This is a genomic window from Lactobacillus sp. (genome assembly GCF_051893255.1).
Classification (GTDB): Bacteria; Bacillota; Bacilli; order Lactobacillales; family Lactobacillaceae; genus Lactobacillus.
Genome location: NZ_JBJFHB010000072.1, coordinates 1 through 24,964, shown reverse-complemented (window position 1 = coordinate 24,964; position 24,964 = coordinate 1). Strand labels below are relative to the sequence as shown.

The 24,964-nt window shown below is 49.5% G+C and carries 25 protein-coding genes; 7 read left to right on the top strand and 18 right to left on the bottom strand.

Features of this window, described 5'->3' with window-relative positions; translation table 11 throughout:
• Positions 1 to 659 (bottom strand): helix-turn-helix domain-containing protein (locus tag ACI4WN_RS06790; protein WP_439777526.1); only part of this gene is annotated, 659 nt, incomplete at its 3' end.
• Positions 660 to 766: 107 nt separating this feature from the next.
• Here ACI4WN_RS06790 and tnpA point away from each other — a divergent pair.
• Positions 767 to 1,222 (top strand): IS200/IS605 family transposase, encoded by a 456-nt coding sequence (gene tnpA / locus ACI4WN_RS06785; RefSeq protein WP_081586778.1) that lies wholly within the window; start codon positions 767 to 769, stop codon positions 1,220 to 1,222.
• On the opposite strand, the gene ACI4WN_RS06780 is transcribed toward tnpA, so the two are convergent.
• On the bottom strand, positions 1,106 to 1,639 hold the full coding sequence (locus ACI4WN_RS06780) for a DNA alkylation repair protein (RefSeq protein ID WP_439777525.1): 534 nt from the start codon (positions 1,637 to 1,639) through the stop codon (positions 1,106 to 1,108). The genes tnpA and ACI4WN_RS06780 overlap by 117 nt on opposite strands.
• 199 nt (positions 1,640 to 1,838) lie before the next feature.
• Here ACI4WN_RS06780 and brnQ point away from each other — a divergent pair, with 199 nt between their 5' ends.
• Positions 1,839 to 3,152: a branched-chain amino acid transport system II carrier protein gene (gene brnQ / locus ACI4WN_RS06775; RefSeq protein WP_439777524.1), complete on the top strand. Its 1,314-nt coding sequence runs from the start codon at positions 1,839 to 1,841 to the stop codon at positions 3,150 to 3,152.
• Between the two features lie 76 nt (positions 3,153 to 3,228).
• Here the strand turns inward: brnQ and ACI4WN_RS06770 are convergent, their stop codons facing one another.
• The 7 genes from ACI4WN_RS06770 to ACI4WN_RS06740 form a co-directional block, all read right to left on the bottom strand.
• Entirely contained in the window at positions 3,229 to 4,944 is a 1,716-nt protein-coding gene (locus tag ACI4WN_RS06770; protein WP_439777523.1) for an EAL domain-containing protein, read from the bottom strand.
• Between the two features lie 96 nt (positions 4,945 to 5,040).
• Positions 5,041 to 6,042 (bottom strand): GGDEF domain-containing protein, encoded by a 1,002-nt coding sequence (locus tag ACI4WN_RS06765; protein WP_439777522.1) that lies wholly within the window; start codon positions 6,040 to 6,042, stop codon positions 5,041 to 5,043.
• Between the two features lie 158 nt (positions 6,043 to 6,200).
• Positions 6,201 to 6,686, bottom strand: coding sequence for a GNAT family N-acetyltransferase (locus ACI4WN_RS06760; RefSeq protein WP_439777521.1), 486 nt, complete (start codon positions 6,684 to 6,686; stop codon positions 6,201 to 6,203).
• Positions 6,687 to 6,744: 58 nt separating this feature from the next.
• The gene (locus ACI4WN_RS06755; protein WP_439777520.1) at positions 6,745 to 9,567 is read right to left on the bottom strand and encodes an EAL domain-containing protein; all 2,823 of its coding nucleotides are present in this window, start codon (positions 9,565 to 9,567) and stop codon (positions 6,745 to 6,747) included.
• 19 nt (positions 9,568 to 9,586) lie between these two features.
• Positions 9,587 to 11,317 (bottom strand): EAL domain-containing protein, encoded by a 1,731-nt coding sequence (locus ACI4WN_RS06750; protein WP_439777519.1) that lies wholly within the window; start codon positions 11,315 to 11,317, stop codon positions 9,587 to 9,589.
• Positions 11,318 to 11,461: 144 nt separating this feature from the next.
• Positions 11,462 to 11,929 carry a methylated-DNA--[protein]-cysteine S-methyltransferase gene (locus ACI4WN_RS06745; protein WP_439777518.1) on the bottom strand — a complete coding sequence of 156 codons (468 nt, stop codon included), beginning with the start codon at positions 11,927 to 11,929 and terminating at the stop codon, positions 11,462 to 11,464.
• A gap of 54 nt (positions 11,930 to 11,983) precedes the next feature.
• Positions 11,984 to 13,162, bottom strand: a complete 1,179-nt coding sequence (locus ACI4WN_RS06740) for a class I SAM-dependent methyltransferase (protein ID WP_439777517.1) — start codon at positions 13,160 to 13,162, stop codon at positions 11,984 to 11,986.
• A gap of 261 nt (positions 13,163 to 13,423) precedes the next feature.
• Here ACI4WN_RS06740 and ACI4WN_RS06735 point away from each other — a divergent pair, with 261 nt between their 5' ends.
• Entirely contained in the window at positions 13,424 to 13,633 is a 210-nt protein-coding gene (locus tag ACI4WN_RS06735) for a hypothetical protein (RefSeq protein WP_439777516.1), read from the top strand.
• A 320-nt stretch (positions 13,634 to 13,953) separates the two neighbouring features.
• Here ACI4WN_RS06735 and ACI4WN_RS06730 read toward each other — a convergent pair whose 3' ends face one another.
• Positions 13,954 to 14,157 (bottom strand): hypothetical protein, encoded by a 204-nt coding sequence (locus ACI4WN_RS06730; protein ID WP_439777515.1) that lies wholly within the window; start codon positions 14,155 to 14,157, stop codon positions 13,954 to 13,956.
• Positions 14,158 to 14,210: 53 nt separating this feature from the next.
• Positions 14,211 to 15,029, bottom strand: a complete 819-nt coding sequence (locus ACI4WN_RS06725) for an Rpn family recombination-promoting nuclease/putative transposase (protein ID WP_439777514.1) — start codon at positions 15,027 to 15,029, stop codon at positions 14,211 to 14,213.
• Positions 15,030 to 15,291: 262 nt separating this feature from the next.
• Between ACI4WN_RS06725 and ACI4WN_RS06720 the strand changes: the two genes are divergently transcribed.
• The 3 genes from ACI4WN_RS06720 (at position 15,292) to ACI4WN_RS06710 (ending at position 16,740) form a co-directional block, all read left to right on the top strand.
• Positions 15,292 to 15,927, top strand: coding sequence for an NAD(P)-dependent oxidoreductase (locus ACI4WN_RS06720; RefSeq protein ID WP_439777513.1), 636 nt, complete (start codon positions 15,292 to 15,294; stop codon positions 15,925 to 15,927).
• A 51-nt stretch (positions 15,928 to 15,978) separates the two neighbouring features.
• Positions 15,979 to 16,419, top strand: coding sequence for an Rrf2 family transcriptional regulator (locus tag ACI4WN_RS06715; RefSeq protein WP_439777512.1), 441 nt, complete (start codon positions 15,979 to 15,981; stop codon positions 16,417 to 16,419).
• A gap of 138 nt (positions 16,420 to 16,557) precedes the next feature.
• Positions 16,558 to 16,740 (top strand): hypothetical protein, encoded by a 183-nt coding sequence (locus tag ACI4WN_RS06710; RefSeq protein WP_439777511.1) that lies wholly within the window; start codon positions 16,558 to 16,560, stop codon positions 16,738 to 16,740.
• A gap of 59 nt (positions 16,741 to 16,799) precedes the next feature.
• Here ACI4WN_RS06710 and ACI4WN_RS06705 read toward each other — a convergent pair whose 3' ends face one another.
• Together ACI4WN_RS06705 and ACI4WN_RS06700 are read right to left on the bottom strand one after the other, a co-directional pair.
• Positions 16,800 to 17,978, bottom strand: a complete 1,179-nt coding sequence (locus tag ACI4WN_RS06705) for an MFS transporter (RefSeq protein WP_439777510.1) — start codon at positions 17,976 to 17,978, stop codon at positions 16,800 to 16,802.
• A gap of 102 nt (positions 17,979 to 18,080) precedes the next feature.
• Positions 18,081 to 18,407 (bottom strand): putative quinol monooxygenase, encoded by a 327-nt coding sequence (locus ACI4WN_RS06700; protein ID WP_439777509.1) that lies wholly within the window; start codon positions 18,405 to 18,407, stop codon positions 18,081 to 18,083.
• A gap of 122 nt (positions 18,408 to 18,529) precedes the next feature.
• Here ACI4WN_RS06700 and ACI4WN_RS06695 point away from each other — a divergent pair, with 122 nt between their 5' ends.
• Entirely contained in the window at positions 18,530 to 19,399 is an 870-nt protein-coding gene (locus tag ACI4WN_RS06695) for a hypothetical protein (protein WP_439777508.1), read from the top strand.
• Between the two features lie 45 nt (positions 19,400 to 19,444).
• On the opposite strand, the gene ACI4WN_RS06690 is transcribed toward ACI4WN_RS06695, so the two are convergent.
• From ACI4WN_RS06690 to ACI4WN_RS06670, 5 genes are all read right to left on the bottom strand, one after another.
• On the bottom strand, positions 19,445 to 20,404 hold the full coding sequence (locus ACI4WN_RS06690; protein WP_439777507.1) for a zinc-binding dehydrogenase: 960 nt from the start codon (positions 20,402 to 20,404) through the stop codon (positions 19,445 to 19,447).
• 89 nt (positions 20,405 to 20,493) lie between these two features.
• Positions 20,494 to 20,871: a VOC family protein gene (locus tag ACI4WN_RS06685; RefSeq protein ID WP_439777506.1), complete on the bottom strand. Its 378-nt coding sequence runs from the start codon at positions 20,869 to 20,871 to the stop codon at positions 20,494 to 20,496.
• Positions 20,872 to 21,643: 772 nt separating this feature from the next.
• On the bottom strand, positions 21,644 to 22,741 hold the full coding sequence (locus ACI4WN_RS06680) for a hypothetical protein (protein ID WP_439777505.1): 1,098 nt from the start codon (positions 22,739 to 22,741) through the stop codon (positions 21,644 to 21,646).
• 114 nt (positions 22,742 to 22,855) lie between these two features.
• The gene (locus tag ACI4WN_RS06675) at positions 22,856 to 24,010 is read right to left on the bottom strand and encodes a hypothetical protein (protein WP_439777504.1); all 1,155 of its coding nucleotides are present in this window, start codon (positions 24,008 to 24,010) and stop codon (positions 22,856 to 22,858) included.
• A 422-nt stretch (positions 24,011 to 24,432) separates the two neighbouring features.
• Positions 24,433 to 24,780, bottom strand: coding sequence for a hypothetical protein (locus ACI4WN_RS06670; protein WP_154486141.1), 348 nt, complete (start codon positions 24,778 to 24,780; stop codon positions 24,433 to 24,435).
• Positions 24,781 to 24,964 lie beyond the last annotated feature (184 nt).

Sequence of the window (24,964 nt, the reverse complement as noted above, 5' to 3'; positions counted from 1 at the left end):
GCATCATATTTGATGGTGGCCGTGCCAATTCGGAAGTTGGGATTGTGGGCAAGAACCTTGCGGTAGCTTGAGCCGCTGATTCTGATTCTGCCAAGCTTTGCCAGCTTGACGTGCTTCATGTCCAGGAAGCGCACCGAGCCTGAAAATGGAGTACAGTTTTCGATCTTCTTGTCCTCGCTTTTGTAGATGCAAGAAGTTTGATAGCCATCGTTGACGCCCTTCTTGTGATACTTTGGGTGGCCTGAGGAATGGACCTTGTGGTACATGTTCCATGCCGCCCCATAGCAGTGCTTTGCCTGAGCAATATTCAAGCTGTCCACGTCTTCTGAATCCATGTAGAAGTAGTACTTGGAAAGCTTGCTTTTGCGTTCCTCAAGTGCCTCGATCCTGTCAGCTACCTGCTTGACGTAGACATTAACTTTCTTGAGCTGGTTCAGCTCAGAATTGATGGCTATCAGCTTGTTGTAGACGGAGCGGCTGATACCGCTGTTGATGGCAATCAGCCGTTTTTGCTCATTGCTTGGATAGATCCGCATCTTGATGCCAAGATGATATGGTAGCTCTGACATCGGGATCATTAGCGTCTTGCGCTTCTTTTTATCTTTTTCCTCGTCGGTCTTTTTGACTTTGACAGCGACTTCTTTCTTCTTTTTAGTCATCTTTCTCACCTCGATTCTTGTGCTATAATTATAACATAATCCGCTATTCAATGGACTATTTTAAAGTGGCTTAATATCATGATTCAACTAAGAAAGAGAGAATTGCAATGGCTGATAAAATCAAAGATGCAGTATACGCCCAGCGCTACGTTTACAACTGCCATTATCATCTGATCTGGTGCACCAAGTACCGGAATCAAATATTTACAACTGCCGAACTTGCAAGCGAGATGAAGGAGCTTATTCTTACTGTGGCAGCTAGGAACGATATCCAAGTTGAGAAGCTGGAGGTTATGCCGGATCATGTTCATGCCATGATATCTTTCAGGCCGTCAAAATCTATCAGCGATGTGGTCAAAGCTCTCAAAGGATCTACCGGATATATGTATCTGCGCGATCATCCGGATATTAGAGAACAGAAATGCTGGGGCGGTCACTTGTGGTCATCAAGCTACTATATCGGAACCGTTGGAAACATGTCGAAGGACACCGTGGAAAGATACATCAATGATCAGGTCTATAATGCAAAAAAGGACGGCAAGCCCTATCCATCCACCCATTAAAATAGGTGGACTTCCAGGCTTGCCGTCCATTGACAAAATCATTAAAAAGATTTTCCCAACCAGCTTAACCAGGCTGTCTACCGTGTCCCACCAGGACTTGGTCTGAACTAGCTTTTTTATTTTGCCAAGATCACCAGCCTGAAGTTTCTTAGCCTTCCGGGTCAAATAGTCGCAAGCCACGTACTGCAGCTCCCGGTAGTCATCTTGAAAGCAGAGATCCACAAAGTCCCAGTCCAGGTCCTGCTTGTTCTTTTCTTTTAAAAAATCCCGCACCAGTTCCCGTCTTACAGGGCTCTTCAGCCCGTAGAAGGGAAACTGGTCCCGCATGTAGCGGGCCATGGGGATGGCGGTCTCTGGATCGGCGTGCTCTTCGTAGAGCTTTTTTACATAGAGGTAGTCAGCTTTGGCGGTCATCATTCGTTCCTTTAGCGCTTATGGTAGAATAGTAAGGATTGTATTTTTTCTAAAGGCAGCAATCTTAAAATGCCAATAGAAAAAATGGCAAAGCAAACACTTGCGAATTCATATTATAAACCACTAATAGTCTTGAGAAAAGTGAAAAAACTTGTGAATTCGCCTACTGAAAGGAAATGTTACTAACTATATGAAGAAAAAAATGACCTTAACGGAATCGCTGACGATTTCCAGCATGCTCTTTGGCCTCTTCTTTGGGGCGGGCAACCTGATCTTCCCGGCCTATTTAGGCCAGGCCGCCGGCAAAAATGTCTGGCTGGCGCTCCTGGGCTTCTTGATCACCGGGGTAGGGATGCCCCTCTTGGCCATTGCGGCCCTGGGGATTACCAAGTCGACTGGCCTCTTTGACCTCAGCTCCAGAGTCGGCAAAAAGTACGGCCTCTACTTTACCTGCCTGCTTTATTTAGCCATTGGTCCCTTCTTTGCCATTCCCCGCTGCTTCACCGTTCCCTTTGAAACCGGGATTTCCAGCATGCTGCCAAGCAGCTTTAACAAGCAGCTGGGCCTCTTCATCTTTACCCTGATCTTCTTTGCCTTGATGCTCTTCTTCTCGCTGCGTCCTGGCCGGATCATGGACTGGATCGGCAAGTTCTTGACGCCCATGTTCTTGATCGTCTTTTTCACCATCATGATCACGGCGCTCCTCCACCCAACTGGCTCAGCCAGCGGCAAGGCGCTGGGTGCCTATGCTAAAAGTCCCCTTTTGACCGGGGTCTTGGCCGGCTACAACACCCTAGACGTCCTAGCAGGCCTAGCCTTTGGCATCATCGTTGTCTCCAGCATCCAGGCCTTTGGGGTGACTGAGCCCGACCAAATCGCCAAAGAAACCGTGAAGACCGGGATCTTGACCAGCGTCCTCATGGCGGTCATCTACGGCATTACCTCTTTAGCCGGTGCGACCAGCCGGCCCCTGGGCATCGCTGACAACGGCGGCACCATCTTGGCCAATATTGCTCACCACTACTTCCCTGGCTTTGGCGCCATCCTCTTTGCCCTGATGATCTTTATCGCCTGCCTGAAGACGGCGATCGGCCTGACCACGGCCTGCGCTGAAACCTTTAATGGCCTCTTCCCTAAATTCTCTTACAAGCAGTGGGCCATCTTCTTCAGCGTTTTTGCACTGGCCGTAGCCAACATCGGCCTAGACGCGATCATCGCCATCTCCACGCCATTTTTGATGCTGCTCTACCCGCTGGCAATTTCCCTGATTATCATGGCCTTGACCAGCAGCTTTTTCCATTTTGAAAAAAGGGACTACCAAATGATCATCGCGGTCACTGGGGTTTGCGCACTTGGCGACTTCTTCAAGGCCCTGCCAAGCCAGCCGGCCCTTTTAGTAAAAATCTACTCCAACCTGCCCCTTTACGCTGACGGCCTGGGCTGGCTGGTCCCCTTCCTTATTGCCTACGCCATCTTGGCAATCCACCGCTTGGCTAAGGTCAAAAAGTCAAAATAATATACCGAACTAAGCAAAATCAATAACACAAAACGCGATCTTCCTCCAGGGAAAATCGCGTTTTTGCTTGCCATTCTTATTTCACTTTTACCTGATCCATCTTAATCAAACCCACGTCGGTCATGCTTAAGATGTAAGTCGCCTTGTCGCCTTCTTTAGTCAAAGGCACCAATTGGGTGTAATAGGCCTTTGACCCCAAGCCTAGGCGGAACTGGTAGACGTCTTCTCGGCGGTCAGCCACTAAGAGCTGGCTCGATATTTTTTCACGCAGCTCACCAGTTGGGTCAAAGCCGAAGTCCTTATTTTGCAAGTAAGGTCGCAAGGTCGCCAGCAGGTCCTGGTTCACCCGCAAGAAGGTAATCTGCTCGCCGCTTCTCTCCAAGACCCCCTTGGCAAAGACCGGCATCAAAAGCTTGTTTTGGTAATAATGCGCTTCTAACGCAGTATAGAGGTTGACCCTAGCGGCTGGCCGATAGACCGGCACGTCACTTTCAACCGTTAATTCATCCATAAAGGGACTAGCCAGAAGGTCTTCTAGAGAAATCGGCTTGCTATAGTAAAAGCCCTGCAGGAAGTTGACGCCCCATTGTCTGGCGTAAAGAACCTTGGCAGTATCTTCAATCCCTTCAGCAATCATTAAAGCCCCGGTCTGCTGGCACAGCTCTACGATTGAGCGGATGATTGGCCGCACCTTCTTGTTTTCCGGGAAGCTGGCAAAGAAAGACTGGTCAATCTTGACCCCATGGACGTTCAAGTCCTTTAAGGCATACAAAGACGACTGCCCGGTGCCAAAGTCATCGATCCAGACCTTGTAGCCCTGCTGGTTCATTTGATCTACGGCCGTCTTAATAATCTGGTCGTTGCCGATCGCTGATTCCGTAATTTCAAATTGGATAGCGTCTTTAGGCAGGTCATACTTGCCCAAAATCCGGGATATTTCCCGGGGAATATCCCGAACCATAAAGTCGAGCCGGGACAGGTTGACGTTGACAAAAAGGTTATTCTTGGTCAGTTCTGGGTGCTGGCTCAGGTCCTGGCAGACTGCTTCCAATATGTGCAGATCCAGCTTATAAGCCTCGTTGAGCCGCTCAAGATATGGCACAAAGTCATCTGGCATGATGAAGCCGCGCTTGGGGTCGATCCAGCGGGCCAAGGCTTCAAAGCCGATCACGTTTTGGCTAAGAGACCCAACTAAAGGCTGGTAGTAAGGGCGGATATAGCCCTTTTTCACGGCTTCATCGATATGGTCACGGACAAAGTGCTCTTTTGCCTGGTCTTGCCGCATTTCTTCATCAAAAACAACCAGGTACTGCCCCCGGTTATCGCCCTTGGCATTTTTGACAGCAAATTTGGCATTGTCCAGCAGGTCATAAAAGTTGCTGTCTTCATCGATCGGGCATAAGCCCGCCCACAAGGTGATCCCGATCCCGGGTAAGAGCTCACTAACCTCTTCTTGAATTTTTTGCACCAAAGAGGCGGTCAGAGGTTCTGACAGATTGGTGAAAAAGGCGAAGTTGCTCAGGTCTACCCGGGCAACTGGCATTTGTCCGAAGTTGCGGTAGATTGCTTCCACAGTTTGGGTCAAGACATACTGAGCCTTGGAATAGCTATACTGGTCGCGGATCACCGAAAACTGGTTCAGGCTCAAGTAGACAACCGTTTGCGGCGTTTCCATCTCTTCTTCGTAGGCAACTTTCAGGGCCTCCAAGGAAACGAGCCGGTCAAGGCTACTGGTTTGGGAATCCTTAGCCTGGACATGGAATTCATGGCCAGCGATAGTCCCGCGTCCCAAATCCTTGACCTGGTAAAGCCAAGAATCGGCTGCCTTCAGGCACTGTGTAAAGTCTTGGTCGTTCTCGATTTTCCCCCAGCTGTAGCCGATGCTGACCTAGATTGGCCGCTTTAACTCCCGCTTTTGGCAAAGGGAACGGAACAAACGCAGGCGCTGGTAAAAGTCATCTGGCGTGTCAGCCGTCGACACGATCAGCATTTCATCGCCGCCGTAGCGGTAGCAGTGGTCCGTTTCCTTATCAAAAACTACCCGCATATTGCTAGCTACGAACTTCAAGGCCTGGTCGCCAAAAAGGTGGCCAAAGCTGTCATTGACATACTTAAAGTAGTCTAAATCTGACAAGGCAACGCAGACCTTTTGCCCGGCAAAATCTGCTCTTTCTTCTTCTAGGGCCAGGCGATTGTCTAAGCGGGTTAAGCCATCAGTCTTGGCCTGCTTGGCAAGCGCCTTTTGCCCTTGAAAGTTCTTCTCTTCGTTATAAATATAAGACCGCCAGCGCAGCTGCGCCACCGTCATCGAGAAAAGGTGAAAAGCGGCCATGTCGATCTGGTCCTGCCAAACCATGGGCCGCTTTAAGAGGACAAAGGTCAAGATCATGAAGAAGTTGTTGACCAAGGCATTGAGCAAGGTTTCCTTAAAGTTGTAAACCGGCAAGATGTAGACCAGGGCCGTTACCAGGATGTATTCAAAATAGAAGCTGCTGCCATTTTGCGTTGACAAAAAGGTTAGACTGGCTAGCGCCATCTCGCCCAAGCGGAAAACCCGCATTAGGTTAAGCTGCCTTGAATGCTTTTTCAAAAAAGACGACTTGCCAGACAACACTCCAAAAAATAGGATCAAAAAGAGGGCATTGTAGGCTAATAAAGCCAGGTAGACCATGTCTGGCTTAACGCTAGCTACCATCTCTCCTGGCCCCAATGGTCCGCCACTAACCAAGATGATTAAGGCGATCAGCGGCAACAGCACTAAAAGACTGGCAATTCCGATACAGAAATAAAGGTCTCGGCGCAGCAGCCGGTCCCAAAAATCATCTTGGTGGAAGATCTCCAAATCCCCTTCAATGAAGAACTTCTTTACTTTATGCCATACATTTCCCATTTTTGCCTAGTCCTATTATTCCTATTAAATTAAACATGTTTTCTAATAAACAATAAATCATTTATTATCAATATTTTAGCCCGGTAATGATTTTGACGCAAGAATTTAGTTAAAATCGCTAAAATAATTCTGTGCGGTTATTATTACTAAAAAATTTGCTAAAAAGTCAGCCGCATTTGATTCCAGTTAACCCCGCCGTGGGTGGAGCCGGTGAAGCCTTCGTTTTCAAAGCCAAATTGGCCATAAAAGCCTACCAGGTGGTCCTTGCAAGTCAAAACCAGCCCTTTTCTGCCTTGATCCTTGGCGTCTTGAATGGCGGCTTCAATGCACATCTTTGCATAGCCGTGGCGGCGCTTGTTGGGGTCAGTGACAACCGAGAAGATCATTTGCCAGTCGCCATCTTCATCGTGGCTGGCTGCATCTTCGTACATTTCGTCTTCCAAGGTATCCTTGTTGGTGACTAAGCCATTGACATAAGCGGCAATTTCACCTTCATCATCAATCAAGAGCCAGAAGTGATTGCCGTATTTTTCTACTCGATCCTTGATTGATTCTAGCGTTGCTGCTTCGGCAGCTGGGAAAGAGATGGCTTCCAGTTCAGCCAATTTAGTTACGTCACTAGCTTCTGCGTGTCTAATTTCCATTGTTTCCTCACAAATAAAATGGATTTTTCTTATTAATAAGTAATATACCACCTTTTGCCTAGTTGTTAACGGGATTTGCAAGACCAAAGTTAGATAGGCCCAGAACATAGCCGGCCTTGTCCTGGTCTTTGGCCAGTTCTGCTAACTGACAATGATATTCTTGTCCGGCAATTCTCAGCAAAAAATCCTGTACGCCTGGCTGTTGGTTAGCCAGCACCATCTCCTCTAGCAGCCGCGCTTTAAGCCGCGGGTCGCCGACCAGTTCCATCCGGATATCTTTTTCATTAAGCTGGCCCTGTAAAAGCAAGTGGAGCGGCCGGTTGATCCGCAAGAAGTAAAGGTGGTCGCCCTGCTTTTCGATGACCGCCTTGCCAAAAAGCATCTCCGGCATCTGGTCACCATAAAATTCCTGCTCCATGGCTTGGTCCAAGTTGACGCTGGCCATCGGGTGGCAGTAAGCATAGGTTGCAGCATCCCGGATGTGATCTTTTTGGACATAACGGCTCTTTAACAGTTCAGCCAGTGGCAAGGCCGGGCTAAAATAGTGCCCTTGCACGAAGCTGACGCCCCACTGTCTGGCATACCAGTACTTTTGCTCCCCATCAATGCCAACCGCAACGGTTAGTACGCCAATTTGGTGGCAGAGGTCGAGAATGGAGCGGATGATCAAATGAGTGCGCTCATCTTTTTGAAAGCCGTCAAACAGCTTGGGACTCAGCTTGATGCCATCAAATTGGTTTTCCTTCAAGCTGGAAATGGAGGATTCCCCCGTGCCAAAATTGTCCAGCCACAGCCGATAGCCGCGCCATTTTAGTTCGCGGATTGCCCGCTGAACATCGTTATTGTCGCTGACGGCTGATTCGGTAATCTCTAGCTGCAGCGCTTCTTTAGGGATCTGGTAGCGGCTGACGATCTGATCGATCGCCTCAGGCATCTTGACCAGGCTAAAGTCGGTGCGGGACAAGTTGACCGTCACCGACAAGCCTTTTTGCAGCAAGGCTGGGTGCTGGCTTAGATCCTGGCACACCGCCTCTAGCATGTAGAGGTCTAGTTTATAGCTTTCCTGGGTACTTTCAAGGTAAGGCACGAAGTCTTCTGGCAGCATCAGTCCCTTTTGCGGGTCCTGCCACCGGGCCAGGGCCTCAAAGCCAGCAGTTTTCTCGCTGAGCACGCCTAAAAACGGCTGGTAGTATGGCACAATCCGCTTTTCTTTCAATGCCTGGTCAAAATTGGCAGTGACGAATTCTCTCTGTTCCTTAACCTGCCGCATTTCTTCCCCATAAAAGTGGAAATAGCGGCTGTCTTGGCCGAATTCCCGGTCAGACTCACAGGCATACTTGGCACAGTTGACTTCAGTCAAAAATTCGGTATCGCTATTTTGCGGCCGGTAGTAAAGCCCTGCCCGGAAAATCAAGGTTCTGTGGGGCAAGAGCCCTGCCGCTTTTTGCTGGATTGCCAAGACATGATTGATGACCTCTTGGTGGCTGCTCGTGCCATAAATGATAAAGCGGTCGGTATCAACGTTAGCCACCGGATCCCTAGGAAATTCATCTTTGATGATTTCGGCGATTTGCTCTAACAGCTGGTGCCCCTGCCGGTAGCCAAATTCTTCGTTGATTTCGGCAAAGTGGAGGACGTCTAGATAGACCAGAGTCCAGTCTTCTGCATCCCGGTGCAGGTTGAAAAAGGCAGTCAGGTCGTCAAAGGACATGAGCGAGGCCAGCATGGATGCATAGTTTTCTTGGCCGCCTGCTGCTTGGCTGGCCCCGCCGGCAATCCGGGCTTTGCCGGTGTTTTTCACTTCATACAGCCAGCTGTCGGCCAGCTTGAGGAGCTTACGCACATCTGCTTCTGAATCCGCTGAGCCAAGCGCATAGCCGATCGAGAGGAAGATCTGGTGACCCAAGACCGGCTTTTGGCAGGCATCTTGAAAACGAGCTAGGCGGTCGCGGAAAGCAGCCAAGTCGCTTTCCGCGCTGATGATCAACAGCTCATCGCCGCCATAGCGGTAGCAATAATCGCCTGGCCGGTTGAAGGACTGGCGCAGGTTTTTGCTGACAAATTTCAAGACTTGGTCGCCGTAGAGGTGGCCGTAGGTATCATTAATCTGCTTAAAAGAGTCCAGGTCGATCAGAGCTACGCAGAGTTTTTGCCCAACAAAGTCAGGGAAATCGTCTCTTAAGGCGTTCCGGTTGGCCAACAAAGTCAATCCGTCCGTTCTGGCTTCACTGGACAGGCGGTTTTGCCTTTGCAGGTTGTCTAACTCATTGCTTACGTGCATGTTCCAGCGTCTTTGCGAGATCAGGATGCAAAAAGCGTGGAAGACGATCATATCTGTCCAGTCCTGCCAAGCCAAGGTGTAGCCCACATAGTTAAGGATGGCAATCGCCGGAATCAGGTTAGCCAAGGCATTGGCAATCGTTTCCTTGATGCTGTAAAAGGGCAGCAAGTAGATCAGCATCGAAATCAGCAAATATTCAAAAAAGAAGCTGCTCCTCTTTTCCGTTGATAAAAAGGTAAAACTAGCCAAGAACATGTCGCCGATTCTAAAGGCGACCATGAGCGAGTGCTTAAAAGTCGCTCGCGTCAAGATCCCCCGCCGATCACGCAGGGCCAAGCCAAAGAGAATGGCAAAGGCCAGATTGAAAAGAAAGAGCACCGTGTAAACAGCGGTGGCATTGACCTTGCTGTAAACTTGACCCGCCGCGCCCGGGTTATAGAGCTTGACCAGGTCGATTGCCGGCAAAACCGTCAGCAAGACCGCAATAATCAGCATGAACTGCAGATTTTTCTCAACATGCTCTTCAAAAAAGTAGCTCTGGTGCTCGGCCGCTGCTTGATTGCGGAAAAAGCTTTTTATCCTATTCCAAATTTCTTTCATTAACATTCCTTACAGATTACTAACATTCTAAAACGCCCTGCTGGTACTTGGCCAATAACTCCTCGCCTGGCAAAGGCCGGCTGTAGAGGTAGCCCTGGAACTTGCTGGTGCCGCACCGGCGCAAAAAGTCCGCCTCTTCTTCCGTTTCTACGCCCTCATTGACGGTCGGGATCTGGAACTTTTTGGTAAATTCAATGATCCCTTCCAAAATCAGGCGGCTGCGCGGGTTGGTGTCAAAACTCTTCAAGAACTTGAGGTCAATCTTGATCAGGTCAAAAATGTAGTCCCCAATGATGTTCAAAGAGGAGTAGTCGCTGCCAAAGTCGTCCAGCCAGACCTCGTAGCCGTTGTCGTGGAGCTCGTTCATGATTTCTTTTAAAAGCTCGGGATTGCGACCGATGGACCGCTCCGTGATTTCGATGGTAAAGAGGTCCTTGGGGATGCCGGCGCGGCTGAGCCGCTTGTTGATTTCCTCAATCATCGGCCCCGCCATGAAGTCTTTTTCTGACAGGTTGATGGAAATCGGCAATTGCTTGATGCCTAGGGATTGCTTTTTCTTTAAAAATTCAATCGCCTGGTCCACCATGTAGAGGTCGAGCAGGTACAAGAGGCCTTCGTCCTCTAAAACCGGGATGAAGTTGTCCGGCGTGATCACCCCGTATTCGGGGTCAATCCAGCGAGCCAGCGCTTCTTCGTCGGTCACCTTCCCGGTCTGAGCGTCCACGATCGGCTGGTAGTAGGCCTTGATCCAGTTCTCTTTCAGCGCTTCTCTAAAGTGGGCCAGGATGTACTCCTTCATGGTCGTCTTTACTTCTAAGTCCTTGGTGAAGTAGGCAAAGCTTGACTTGGACCGGTCTTTGACAGAATCAGCGGCGATTCTAGCCTCATCGCAGGCCGTCGACACCTTTTTATCCTGGTCCAAAAGCACGATCCCGACCCGCACGGGCAGACTGTTTCCATGATTCAGGCTGTTCACCTGGTCAAAAAGGATCTGGAGCTTGGCTTCCAGATCCTTTTTAGTCGTATATACGGCAAAGTGGTCAGAGTCAAAGCGACCCGTATTTTCCGTACCAAACAGCCTGCGCAAGGCCTGGCCTAAGCCTAGTAAGAGCTCGTTGCCACTGGCTAAACCATAAGTGTGGTTGTAGTATTTTAAGTTGTTGTAGTCGACAAAAAGAATGACGGGCTCTTCCCCATTTTGCAGCAGGCGCTTGATGCCGGCTTCAGCCAGCATCATAAAATAGCCCATATTGGGCAGACCCGTTAAGTCGTCGTACTGGTTGCGGCGGATCCAGCCTTCCAGCTGGACGTTTTCTTTCAGGTAGTGGTTCAATTCCTGGCCGGCGACGGAAGCCTCATCAGCCAGGCTGCTTTCATCCATGTAAACCACCATGGTCAGCCGGCTGCCGTCTTCCATAAACATGTGCTTGCCGGTGGAGTGAATCAAGTGGTAGCCGTCTTGGTCCACATTTTTAGTCCGGTAAACAGCATTGTAAATGCCGCCCTTAATGGCAAAGCGGTAGGCGATGTCGGCAACGCGGGCCACATCGTCTGGATGGGTGTCCCGGTACATGTCGTTAGCCATCAGGTCGATCCCCTCGGCCATTTCTTTGATACCGAAAAAGTCCAAAAAGCCCTGTGATAAGAGTAGCGGCACGACCTTGTGGTCTAAAAATTGGTAAAAAGCGATCGGGAGGGGCAAGCCTTCTAAGGTTTGTCTAACTTCCTTGGGAAAATGATACTTGTGCATGTTCTAACCACCTACTGTATGCGCTATAATAGCTTGTTGATTATAAATATCATATCATTTTTTGGACTTGAATTCAGTAAGCAGGTGCAAGGAATGCATGAAAAAGCCGTGACTTTCTTGGAAAATCACGGCTTTTGCTAGATGTTACTTATTCTTCTTTTCTAATTCTAAGAGGGCCTGCTTCATGGCGATCCCGCCAGCATAGCCGGTCAAGCTGCCGTCTGCTCCCAGGACCCGGTGGCAGGGCACGGCAATCATGATCGGGTTCTTGTGGTTGGCCCCGCCAATGGCCCGGACGGCTTTAGGATTGCCGATGGCCTCGGCAACTTCTTTGTAGCTGCGGGTTTCCCCGTAGGGAATGTCTTCTAGCGCATGCCAGACCTTTTCCTGGAAAGGAGTGCCAGAGAGGCGGTAACTAAAGGTAAAAGTCTTCCTTTTTCCATCCAGGTATTCGGTAATTTGCTGAAAGACCTGGTCGGTCAAAGGGGTCTTGGGGCCTTGCTGCTTTAAGTCTGCTTCATCCTTCACGGATCCAATCAAGGTGATTATGTTATCTTCGTAGCCAATCTTCAGCTGACCAAAGGGGTAGTCGTAAATTGCGTAGCCGGTCATTTTGCTTCTCCTGCACTTGTCTTTTTTACAATTATACTACCCTTTTTTAAAAAATTAGTCTCGGTACATGTATTCCCGGGTGAGGGGCAGGTTCTTGCCGGACGGCCCCTTGGTCAACAGAAACTGCATGACATCGATATTGCCCGATTCAAATGAGGCTGCACAGGCTTGCAGGTAGAGGTCCCACATCCGGGTGAAGCGCTCGCCCATTTTCTTTTGGATAACGGAGCGATGCTCATTAAAGTTCTGGTCCCAGATTTCCAGGGTCCGCTGGTAGTGGCGGCGGAGCATCTCGATATCGGCGATCTGCAGGTCGTTTTCCGTAATGTGCTCAACCATCTCGGCTAGACCCGGCACATAGCCGCCCGGGAAGATGTACTTGTTGATCCAGCCGTTAGTGGCCCCGCCCTGCTGGCGGGTGATGCCGTGGATCAAGGCCACGCCGTTAGGACTGAGATAACGGGCCACATCTTTAAAGTACAGGCCCATGTTTTCCGGGCCAACGTGCTCGAACATGCCGACGCTGGTCACATAGTCCCACTGCCGGTCGCCCAGTTCCCGGTAGTCAGTTAAGAGGACTTCCGCCACGTCTTCTAGGCCTTCTTTTTGAATCGTGTCTTTTACCAGGTTGTATTGTTCCTGGCTCAGGGTGACGCCGGTGACCTTTAAGCCGTATTCTTTAGCAGCCGTCAGCATCAAGGTCCCCCAGCCGCAGCCAATGTCCAGCAGGGTCTTGCCCTTTTGCGGGTCCAGCTTGTCTAAAATGTGGTGGACCTTGTCGATTTGCGCTTGCTTCAAATCATCGCGGTTGTTTCCTTTAAAATAAGCGCAAGAGTAAGTCAGGGTGTCGTCCAGCCACAGCTTATAAAAGTCGTTGCCCACGTCGTAGTGGCTCTGGATGTCGTCGGCGCTTTCCTTTTCCCCGTGGCCCTGCTTGGGCAAAAAGCGACGAAACTTGCTGCTCCGCATGAAGGAATCCTTGCTTTCGTAAGCCGATTCGATGACCTGCTGGATGCTGCCGTTAATCTCAAGCTTTTTGTCCATATAAGCCTCGCCCAGGGCAATGGAGGCGTTGCGGCGCAGGTCCGCAACTGGGATCTTCTCGTTAAAGCGGATGGTTGCTTGCGGGGTCCCGTTGCCGTAGACTTCTTCTTTGCCATCCCAGTAGATAACCTTGACTGGCATGTTAAAAGAGTGACTGAGCAAGAGCTTATAGAACGTTTTTTCTAGCATTGTTTTGCCTTCTTTCTATAACTGATATTATAGCCCTAATATGCACTTTTAGCATGCATAGAATTTATCTTTTTTAGGAAAATTTTCAATTTCAGAAAAAGAATAAAATTCTTACATCGTGCTGTGACTAAGCTATGGGCTGTTGCCTCTTTTTTATATAAAAGAAAAAGTTATAAGTGTTATTACTTACCTGATATCTGCTTGAGCTTTATCATTTACGAAAAGTAAGTAAGATCCAGAAAGATCTTGGAGGCAAAAGTATTGGTAATTGGCGCATCCAGCCAGATTGCTCTGTACGCGGACCAGATGCTGGCTGAAGACCAGGATGTGGACTTGACCCTTTTTCTCAGACACCCAGAAAAGCTGCCAGAAGGGCTCAAAAAAGAAAAAATTATCGTGGGGGATGCCGCTGTGGTAGGCGCTGTTCGCAGCCGGTTGGGGCTGGTTGGGGCTCCCCGGACTATCATCTAGTTCGAAGCAAGTCTCCCCGGACTATCATCTAGTTCGAAACAAGTCTCCCCGGACTATCATCTAGTTCGAAACAAGTCTCCCCGGACTATCATCTAAACAAAAAATGTCTAATTTTACAGACAAATTTGGCTCAGTTGATATTCTGAGGAGACCTTAAGTTTTTTAGTTAATATAGTCGGGAGGCCTCGGACTTTTTAGTTAATATAGCCGGGAGACTTTTCATCTACAGCTTTGTCCAAAATTAGCTGATGAGCTTCGTTTTCGAGAATAAAGTAAAAGCACCCGAGTAAATTGGGTGCTTTTTTATAGAAAAAATCATCTTAAACATTCTGCGGTTCAATCAGCTTTAGCAACTTGGGACGATTTGCCTCAGGTACGTCCAACAAGTCGAAAGCTTCAGTTGGCGTCTTTCCCTTATTAACAAGGCTGCGCAAGTTTTCGACTAAGGCTTCTTCCTTCCCGCGCTTTTCGCCTTGCTTCATGCCGATGTTCCGCTCGTGATTCAACATAACTTGGTATTCCATACGGTCTTTCCTCCATTGGGCATCATGGTTGTAGTACGACGCTTAATGGAAAACTAAACCTTCTGCGGTTCAATCTTCTTGCGGTATTCGTTCCACTTTTCGCGAGGAACCTTTAGGCGCGACATTGCTTCGTCTGCTGCCATACCGGATTCGACAAGGCTGCGCAAGTTTTCGACTAAGGCTTCTTCCTTCCCGCGCTTTTCCCCCTCATACCGTTCCTGGCTAAGAGTGCTCTTGTATGCAAGGCGATCGTTTCTCCATTGGACGTCTTGGTTATATACGCTCATTTTCTCGCAAACCTCCTTAATAAAATCATTGCTGGTATCAGCATGACCATTCATTAAGTCTAAAAACTTCTGTATAGTAGGACTAACCAAGCCTTCTGTTCCTCTAGAATTGATGATGTAAATCAGCGACTTATCGTCTAATCCGATCTTTTCCTCAGTACAATAGGTTCGGAAGCAGCAGACTCGTTTTTTACTGTTAACATTGGCAAAAGGTGACAAGATCACGATGATCGATGGTGGCAGCTTTTCATAAGCCATTCCTGTCTCTAACAAATTAGCATCAGTAATAGCCCGGTAATAGCGTACTCGCTTATGCTTAAACCTATTCTTCGACTGCATCTCAAGATCATAAACTCGTCCTTGATCATCATTAGCACCGACGTCTAGTCGGACAGCTTTTGACTCCTTGCTGCGCTTAATTTGCTTCTGAGCCTGAACTTCTAGATTTTTAATCTTTAGTTCTGGAAAAAGTTCTTGCAAAAAACGAGTGCAAATCCGATCATCTTGCATGACAGAAAAGAACATGTAGTCATCAGTAATCCCTAACTCTTGTCTACTAATGACTGGCAAATTTTCTTTGACCATATTATAGCATCACCCTCCTTCAAAGGTGGTTCCTAGAGCTTTGCTTTTCTCCATCTCTTTACTAATACAGGAAAAAATCCTCCCTGTCACCAAGAAAATGCCCCGCTTTTTACACTTCGACCTAAAGGTAAAAGATTTCCTTTACAGCTGGAAAAAAGTGTCAAGAAAATCGTAACAAAATTGTTGACATCTAAGATGTAAGCATGTATATTATATCTATCAGATGAAATAAGCAACATTACATTAAAACGAGGTACACAAGATGAACAAGAAAATCGCAATCGTCGCTGTTAATGGCAAGGCCGGCAAGAAGATCGCTGAAGAAGCAGTTAACCGCGGCTTTGACGTCACTGGTTTTGGCCGCCACACTAACGACACCGCCGCTCAGCACTATGTGAAAAAGGACCTTTTTGACCTGACCAAGGAAGATTTGGCCGGCTTTGACGCAGTCGTGGACGCCTTCGGCGCCTACACTCCCGAAACTCTGCCCCTGCACACGACCAGCCTGATGCACTTGGCTGACCTGATCGCTGGGACCGCCACCCGCCTTTTGGTTGTCGGCGGGGCCGGCAGCTTGTACGTTAACCCAGACCACACCATGCAGCTGTTTGAAACGCCAGACTTCCCAGACGAATTTAAGCCGCTGGCCACCGCGATGGGTAAGGCGCTAGACAAGCTGCGCAAGCGCGATGACGTCAACTGGACTTACATCTCCCCTGCCGCTGACTTCCAAGCAGATGGCGCCAAAACCGGCAAGTACATCCTGGGCGGAGAAGAACTGACCTTGAACCCAGCCGGGGAAAGCGTCATTTCCTACGCTGACTACGCAGTCGCCATGGTTGACGAAATCGAAAAAGGCACTCATAATAAAGAAAGAATTTCAGTCGTTAAGGCTTAAAAAAACAGGCGCCAAGTCGCCTGTTTTTGCCATTAAGAGGAGTTTAAAAATTTGCAAGTTTCAACCAAATTTACCATCGCTATCCACGTTTTAGCAGCCACCGATTTTTTTGCTGGCAAAGAAAAAGTGACCAGCAAGAGCCTGGCAGGCAGCATCGGCAGCAATCCCGTCATCATCCGCAACATCATGTCCGACCTGCAAAAGGCGGGCTTGATCGAAACCAAGCGCGGGCCCGGCGGCATCTCGATCACCCGCCCCTTAGACCAGATCACCTTTTACGACGTCTATGAAGCGGTGGAAAAAAATAAAGACCAGCTCTTCAACTTCCACGACAACCCGAATCCAGATTGCCCAGTTGGCCGCAACATCCACGCGGCCCTCGACGACAAGCTGGCCGACATCCAGCGGGAATTTGAAAAAGACTTAAAAAAGCACAATGTTGCCGAAGTCGTGCGTGACCTCCATCAGGAAGTGGAGGCAGAACAAGAGTAAAAAAGTACAAGGATTTTCCTTGGACTTTTGCTTTCTCAATTTTTAAGTACTTATCTTGTTGCTTCAGCCAGAATAATATATAATATGTATTAGAAATCAAGAATAAAACAAAAATTGTCAACTAGCGAGGTACATATTATGGAAGCTACAGAACAAGTTTTGGAAACCATGAAAAAGGCTGGCGAACCTTTGAACGCGGGCAAGATCGCAGAATTGTCTGGCTTGGACCGCAAAGAAGTCGACAAGGCCATGAAAGCCTTGAAGAAGGAAGGCGCCATCGTTTCTCCAGTGCGCTGCAAGTGGGAACCAGCTGAGAAGTAATCTAGTTAAGTTGTACAATCGTAAAAAGGCAAGGACCAGGTCCTTGCCTTTTTGCATGGTTACTTTTTGGCCAGGCGGATCTGCTTGTAAGACAGCTCAAGCAGCGCAATGTTCAGCACGGCAAAAAAGAGCAGATAAAGCGGCATGATCCAGATCCCGCAGGCCTCTTGCAGCCAGCCAAAGACGGTCGGCATGAAGGTTGAGCCGGTGTAGGCAAAGGCCATCTGCAGGCCGATCACGGCTGCACTGTACTTTTTGCCAAAATTGTCCGGTGCCATGTGCTGGATGGCCGGATAGATCGGCCCCATCCCGGTTCCGGCCAATAAAAAGCCAAGGGCGGCCAGCCAGTAGCCAGGCAGCGGCAGCAGGATTAAGGCGATTCCCACTACTTCCACAATTGCCCCCAGCCGGATCATCTTCCGGTCGCCGTAATGATTCGTGATCAGGCCCGCAATCAGCCGGCCCAGCATCAAGCCGCCAAAGATCAGGGAGCCAAAAGAAGCGATCAGCCCCTTGCTCATCCCGGCCTTGGTGCCGGCAAAGTAGCTGGACGTCCACAAAAAGCTGGTAGCTTCCCCCGAGCAGTATGCGAAAAAGGCGATGAGCGTGGCCAAGACGCCGGGCTGCTTGATGGCCTCGGCCAGACCCGACGCTTCTTCCGGGCTGCCCTCTTCTTCTGCGGCTCCTTGTTGCTCATTTTGCCCCCACAAGGGAAGCGACAAAAGGACGACCAGCAAGATCCCCAGTTGCAGGTAGGCCGTCCACTGGTAGCCCTGGTTCCAGTGGGCTTTTTCCAAAGCCAGCGCCATTAAGTTGGGGCTGATCACGGCGCCTAAGCCGTAAAAGCAGTGAAGGAAGTTCATGACCGCGCCAGAATAGTTGTTAGCCACGTAGTGGTTGATGGCGGCGTCAATGGCGCCGGCGCCCAGGCCATAAGGCACGGCGAAGGCAAAAAGCATCCAGTACTGGCTGGAAAAAGAAAAGCCCAGCAGACCCAGAACGGTCAAGGCGATCGAAATCACCACGATCCATTTGGTGTGGATTTTTTTAATTAAGCTGGGGCTGGCCAAGGCCGAGATGATGGTCATGAAGCAGATGGTCATGGAAACGTAGCCGGCATAAGACGTGGGCACCTTAAAGGTTTGCCGCATGACCGGCCAGGCGCTGCCTAAGAGCGAGTCCGGCAGGCCCAGGCTGACGAAGACCAGGTAGATTACTGCTAATAAAAGAGCTGCCATATTTTCCTCCAAAAATGAGTGCGTTTTCAAGAGTTGCTTTGATTATAGCATTTTTTCAAGGGAAAAAAGAAAAGCCAAAGCAAGAAACTTTGGCTTTGACTCTTATTTTCTGATAAATTTCTGGTCGCCTGCTGGCGTTTCGGCATCCTGGTAGCGTTCAACGGTCATGTGCAGGTCGTACTTGTCGCGGAGTTCCGCAATCGTCTTCATCATTGGCGTTGCGTGGTGCTTGTCGACTGCTTCTTGATTTTCCCAGCTGTCGATGAGGAGCACCGTTTCTGGGTCGTCAAAAGAAACGTAGTATTCATAGCGCAAGTTGCCCGGTTCGTCGCGGATGGCCTGGACCGTGCCGGACTTGGTCATTTCTTCAGCAAACTTTTTAGCGGCGCCATTTTTCCCAGTGTAGCGCAAATTAACGGTAATGCTCATTTTCTTTTTCTCCTTATATCAAAAAGCTTAAACTTATTTTCCACGATTATCCGTGCTTTGGCAAGCAAAAAGTAGGATAATATAAGTATAGAAAGCGCATTCTAGAAAGGGAGGATGCAATTATGAAAGGGAAAATTTTAGTCATGCTGGCTGCTAGCCTGCTTTTGACAGGCTGCAGCCAAAATAGCAAGTCAACTTCATCGCAGTCGAGTTCCAGCTCCAGCAAGGTTAGTCAGAGCTCCAGTAAAAAGGCGAAAAGTAGCGCGAGTCCCAGTTCAAGCTCGAGTTCGGCCAAAAAGGCTTCGAGCGCTAGTTCCAGCAGCCAGGCTAGTTCCAGTCAAAGTGGCTGGAACCAAACGACGTCTAACGCTGCGCGCCTGACCACTTTTAACAGTGAGATCAAAAAGCAGCTGGGGAGCGTCCTGCTTCCGAGCGTGACGGGCCTAGCCAGCGACTCTGGCTACCTAAACGTCCGCTACTCCGGCAACTCTAGCAGCTGCGCGGTCTCCTACTCCGTTGGCTACGCGGCCAAGACCTTGAACGATCCTAGCCTATCGGGGCAAACGCCCTACTTAGTTTTGACCAAGCAGACCTACGCTAGCGCCAGCGCCGCTCAAGCTGCGGTTCAAAATGTCCAGTCTCGCAGCAACCTTAACGGCCTGCCAACAACTAACCTGGGATCCGGGATCACCGCCTGGACCGACGCCGGAGCCGGCCAGCGCTACGTTACTTTTAACGAAGGCAACTGGCAGTTCACGGTCCACGGCGCAGCGGTGAACGGCGAAGATGCTGAAGCCACCGCCAAAAATCTGGTGAGTCTGCTCAACCAGTACTACCTGCCGGCGCCGGACAAGGGCAAGGGGACTTTTGAAGTCAGCGTGGCTGACGGCGAGACCCCGCAGACCCTGACCTGGGCCAAGGGCAACAGCCTCTACAAACTGCAGGCCCACTCAACCGACACCTTGATCAAGACGGCAGCTAGTTTGAAATAGTTACAAAAAACTCTCGCGTGTGTGACGCGGGAGTTTTTCTCCATCTTAATCGTTAATGACAACCACCTTGCCGAAGCTCTTGGAAGATTCCAGGTAGCGGTGGGCATCCTGGATCTCATCTAAGCTGAAGACCTTTTCCGGCTGAACATTAACATGATATTGCTCAATATAGGCAAACAGGTCCTGAACGTCGTCATGATTGCGGTCGCCGCTGTTGGCGATGGTCAGGTAAGTGGAATTTGGCAATTGCTCAAGGGGCTCGAAGTCAAAGGACCACTTATTCCCCAAGAGACCGGTGATGCAGATGATCCCCCACTTGTTGATGTGCTTAAAAGTGTCCAGCATGGCAGCTGGCCCAATCAAGTCCAGGATCCGATCAAAAGCCTTTTCCGTCTGCAGCACATTGTCTTGGTCAATGATCACCTCATCAAAGCCTGCTTCTTCCAGCATCGCCCACTTCTTCTCGCTGCGGCTGGTGCCAGCACAGTAAATCTTTGGGTACTTGCCCCGCAGTAGCTTCAAAAAGGCGATGCCGACGCCGCTGGTTGCGCCGCGCACCAGGACCTTGTCATTTGCATTAACCCGCAGATTTTTCAAAGACATGAAGGCCGTGTAGTAAGTCTCCGGGATGGCGGCAATTTCCGGCCAAGAAAGGTTGCTGTCGATTGGAAAAATGTTGTCGTTCGGTAGCAGGCAGTATTCGGCATAGCCACCATCATGTGCCCGGCCCATATCGCCCATGAAGGAGACGACTTTTTGCCCCGGCACCAGGCTAGGACTAGTGCTTTCTTCAACTAGGCCGACACATTCAATGCCGAGGATCCGGGGGAACTTAACTGAAGGTGATTCGCCTTTTCTGGTAAAAATTTCGGAGTGGTTGATGCCGAAGCCCTTGACCTTGACCAGGGACCAGCCTGGCTTGACCTCGGGCTTTTGTACCATTTCCACCTTCAATTGTTCAGGTCCACCAGCTTGGTAGATCACCGCTGCTTTCATCTGTGCCATAATCGTCCTTATTTCGTTTAACAGATGTCAACTTTTAAGTTACATCTATTATAGAATGCCGGGAGCTTTTTGGCAAGAAAAAAGACTTGCTAAATGGTGAGTTCCAGCTGGTTGCCTTCCGGATCGTAAATCACGGCTTCATAGTAGCCGTCGCCCGTCACGCGGGGGCCGTTCTGGATTGGGTAGCCCTCGCCCTGCATGTAGTAGGCAAAGCGGTCGACCTCTTCCTTGCTGCCAAGGGCAAAGGCTAGGTGGCCAAAGCCAAAGCGGTCGCGGCCACCCTCCTGAATGTCCGGCCGGTGGCCCAGCTCTAGGCGGGCGCCGTCATCAAAAGCTAAAAAGTAGGACGTGAACTGGGTCTTAGGGTTGTGGTACTTGGCCGACGCCGTCGCCTTAAAATACTTGACGTAAAAGTCTTTCATCGCCTCGAGGTCCTTGACCCAGAGGCCAACGTGTTCGATTCTCATATGGGTACTCCTTTCTCGCTTTGGGAAGCGGTTACTTATTTATTGTAACAGATAATTAGGTATCCCGTTTATTTTTTTAAAAGTTGGACGAACTTGCCCCCCTTACTTCAAAAAATCCCAATTCTCTGCAACGCTCCAGTTTTTCTTCCCATTTTTATGCAACGAGGCTAGTTTTTTGGAAAAAATCTAGTTTCAACCTCCAGCAGCAAGCATTTTTGGCAACTTTCAGCTAAAATCCCACCTATTTTTGCCAAAAATCTCCTCGTGATGGAGACTAACGCCAAGTCTTGCAGACTTTTGGGATGAAATTTCGGAGTGATGCAGAAAAAAGGGATGCCGACACCCCAGTGTTGCAGAATTTTGGGATTTTTGTGGCATGAGCCCCGACTTAGCCAGGGCGGTTTATCACATTTTGGTGCAGCCGTCTGAAAAAAGATCCCATTTTGGCGCAACCGTCCGAAAAAAGATCCCATTTTGGCGCAACCGCCTGAAAAAAGATCCCATTTTGGCGCAGCCGACAGCCAAAATCACTCTTTTGGACCCAGCCGCTCGCAAATACGCCGACTCCAGAGACCTTTTTTCGAAAAAAGCCCCTTTTTGCCCCAAGATAACAGGCAAATTCTAGAAAATCTGCACCGGTTGCACAAAAATGGGACGCGGACAACTTTGGTTGCGCCAAAAAGGGACGCCGCCAACCTTGCTTGCGCCAAAATGGGATTTCCCCCTCCCGACCCACAAGAAACAAACAAGGCATCCGCCGATAGCGGATGCCTTAATTACCTAACAATTCAAGCGACGGAATCGCCTCTTCAAAATCCACGTCAAACGGCAAAATTTCATCTCTGAACACGTCGCTCAACGTACTCTCCGCGGGACCAGACAGGGCAATCCGGCTCCACTCCATCTTCACCTCGCCGGTCATTCGCTTCTTGATCTCATTCAGGAAAAATCCCAGAATCTCCTTATCTGACTTACTGTCATCTTTCCAAAAAGTCATCACCACTTCGATGCCGGCCGCATTAAGGATGGTTTTCGCCTGCTCCACCGGGTACTGGTTGATCAGCTCGCCCACCACTTCCTTGGCTTGATCCAGGTCACTTTGATCAATCCCGGCGCCGATAAACGGGAAGACTTTTTCAAAACAGTCGTAAAAAACCAGCTTCTGCCAAACTTCCAGGCAGGCTTCCCGGTCGCTGCGAATCGCCAGCCAGTCGGCGTCGTCAAAAAGATCCTCATGGTTTTCAAAGCCCTCCAGGTTCAGCCGGTAGTTGACGCCAAAAAGATTATAATTTTTCGGGAAATCTTCGTCTTTAAAGGCGTCAACTGGGGAATTGGGGTCGACGACCAGCACCCTTTTATCGATAAAAGTCTTGACGATCTGCCGGGTAAAAATTTCCGAGGGAGTCAAAACGCGCAAGGCATCCCCGACCACGGTCAAGCACTTCCACCGCATCAAGCAGCCCATCGCCGCCAGGTAGACTTTTTCCGCGGTCGGCAGCCACTGGTAGCGGGCCTTCACCCGGGGCATGACGTTGGTGTAGTAGGTCCGAATTACCGCCTGCTTGTCGGCCCGGTCCTGACCGCGCTTTTCCTGGCATCCAGAACATGGGCAATCATCCAAGTCTGGCTGGTGGCCGCAGACTGGGCACTTTTCAGATATGCTTCTAGCCGGCATTCTCTTGACCAGGCGGCTTCCATCATAAGGGCATTTTTTATCGAGACATCTCAGCGGAAATTCGGAAGCAATTCTGCGAATATCGCCGGTCACGCCGTATTCTTTAAACATATCACCGACTTTTTTATAAGTATTATAGTAGTCGTCCATCAGGCTGACGACAGCCCCGCAAGCGCCTCCCCGCGGCTCTCCCAATCAAAGTCCATGTGCTTGACATCCAGTTTCATCGCATTTATTCCTTTGCTAAAAATGTTCACGTACGGTAAGGCCAATAGTACTAAGGATTGGGGCGATTGTCAATTAGGGCTCTTAATCAGCAATCAAGTCAGTCGAAGGGACGACTTCAAAGAAATCAACCTTAGGCGCAAGAACTTCTTGAGAGAAGACGATCTGCAAAACTGTCGCTTTAGACCGAACAGCGGCTACCGCATCAGGGTCAAGCGCAGTTTTCCCATCAACCAGATCAGCTAATTCTTCTAAAAAGTCGTCAAGTTCATCAAGACCTTGACTCTTCCGCAGCTTGGCTAATTTAGCGGCCTGGACGACTACCGCTTTAGCCTCTTTTAAGGATCGTTCTTCAACAAGGCGCTTAAGCAAGACGTTGACAGTCACATAAAAGCCAAAGTCCACGTTCTCATCGCCATTAGCAATATATGGAACGGAATTCAAACACTCCCAGTAATTCAGCTTGCGCCAAATATCCAGGCAAGCCTCTTTATCTTTTTTCAGCCCTGTCCAATCCATTTTTTCAAAAAGACTAGTCCCCTTAGAGCCTAGATTTACGTTGATTCGGTAATTCACGCTAAGCAAATCAAACTGATAAGGTGGATAACTGGAAAAAGCCTCTGCCGGCGAATCAGGGTCAACCACCAAGATTTGCCGCTCAACAAAGTCCTTCACGATCTGCCCAGTCCAGTTTTCAGAAGGCGTCAAAAACCAGAAGGTGTCGCCCTCGACTAACAAATCGTCTTCGCCCCCTGGCAAAAAGTACATCGCTGCTAAATACAACTGGTCAACAGGTGAAAGCTGATCGAATTTAACCTTCCTCTTTGGCCTAAGGGCTAAATAATACTCCCTAATTCGCTGTTGCTTATCATCCAGCTTGGCTTGCCGCTTTTGCCGGCAGCCTGCACATTCGCACTCATCCCCGTAGTAAGGCTCGTGGCCGCATTTAGGGCACTTTTTGACATAGTCTTCAGGGTCCTGGTTCCGGGCCGGCATGAAGCGAATTAGGCGGTGGCCATCATAGGGGCACTTCTCGCTTAACAGTTGGGGAGGAAATTCTCTTGACAGGCGGTTGTTTCCCGCAAGGCCATATTCAACCCAAATGTCGGCTACCTTTTTCTTAGAATTGTAGTAGTCGTCCATAATGTCCAAAACAGTTGCCTGATCGAGGCCAGCCAAGGTGCCAAAGCGCCCCCAATCCTCCCAGTAAAAGTCCATGTGCTTGACATCAAGTTTCATCGCATTTATTCCTTTGCTAAAAATGTTCATGTACGGTAAGGCCAATAGTACTAAGGATTGGGGCGGTTGTCAATTAGGGCTGCAGGCAGATTTTTTGAAAAAATTGCCAAAATCCGCCTCGCCCTTACGGCCGTCTAGCCTCACCCCGCTTTAAGCAAAAAGCAATATCCCGGTATATCAACACTTGATCTTGTGGGCACACTTTGACAGAGCCACTAAATATTGATATCATACTAGATGTGTTAGAAATCAAGGCGCTCTGAGACTTCTTTGGCAAAGCGCGGCCGGAACCCTATTACCCTTTATCCTATAAAACTATTCCCAAATCCGGCCAAATGCAAGAGCGGCCCTCCTTTCTGGCATAACCGTCATAAACATCAAGAGCACCCGCCAGCCAGCGGGTGCTCTTCTTTTTTTGCAAGTCAATCACACAGGTGTAGGCCTAGCTCCATCACCCGGTCGTAGTCGATCGTGTACCAGAGGGTGCGGTCTTGCGGATCGGGGTTGTAGCTGGCGACCCGGACGAGGCCGAGGCGGCGGAGGTCCTTGAAGTAGCTGCGAAGCGTGGTCTCCGACTTGATCCAGGGGAAGACGTCGCTTTGCCAGGAGGCGATGGAGCGGCAGACCCAGACGGCGCCGTTTTTGAAATTGGTGGAGTCGCAGAGCTGGTTGTGGAGCTGCTGAAGGACGATCGCCTCTTGCAGGCTGCCAAGGGAGGCGGCGAGGTCGGGGTAAACCGCGATTGGGGATGCATCGAATAATAGTGTCATGTTTTTCTCCTTTCCGCCGAGTGGCGGGTAATTTACGATGTATTAATTTGGAAAAAATCCTTCCACTATTACTAACGATTCGAGATGGTAAAGTTCGCCAAAAAAGTTGAGAAAAAATTTACGCCTTACTGGGAGCAGGTTAAGCTTGGGGAAATCTTTACAGAATGTACTGAAAAATCTAGAG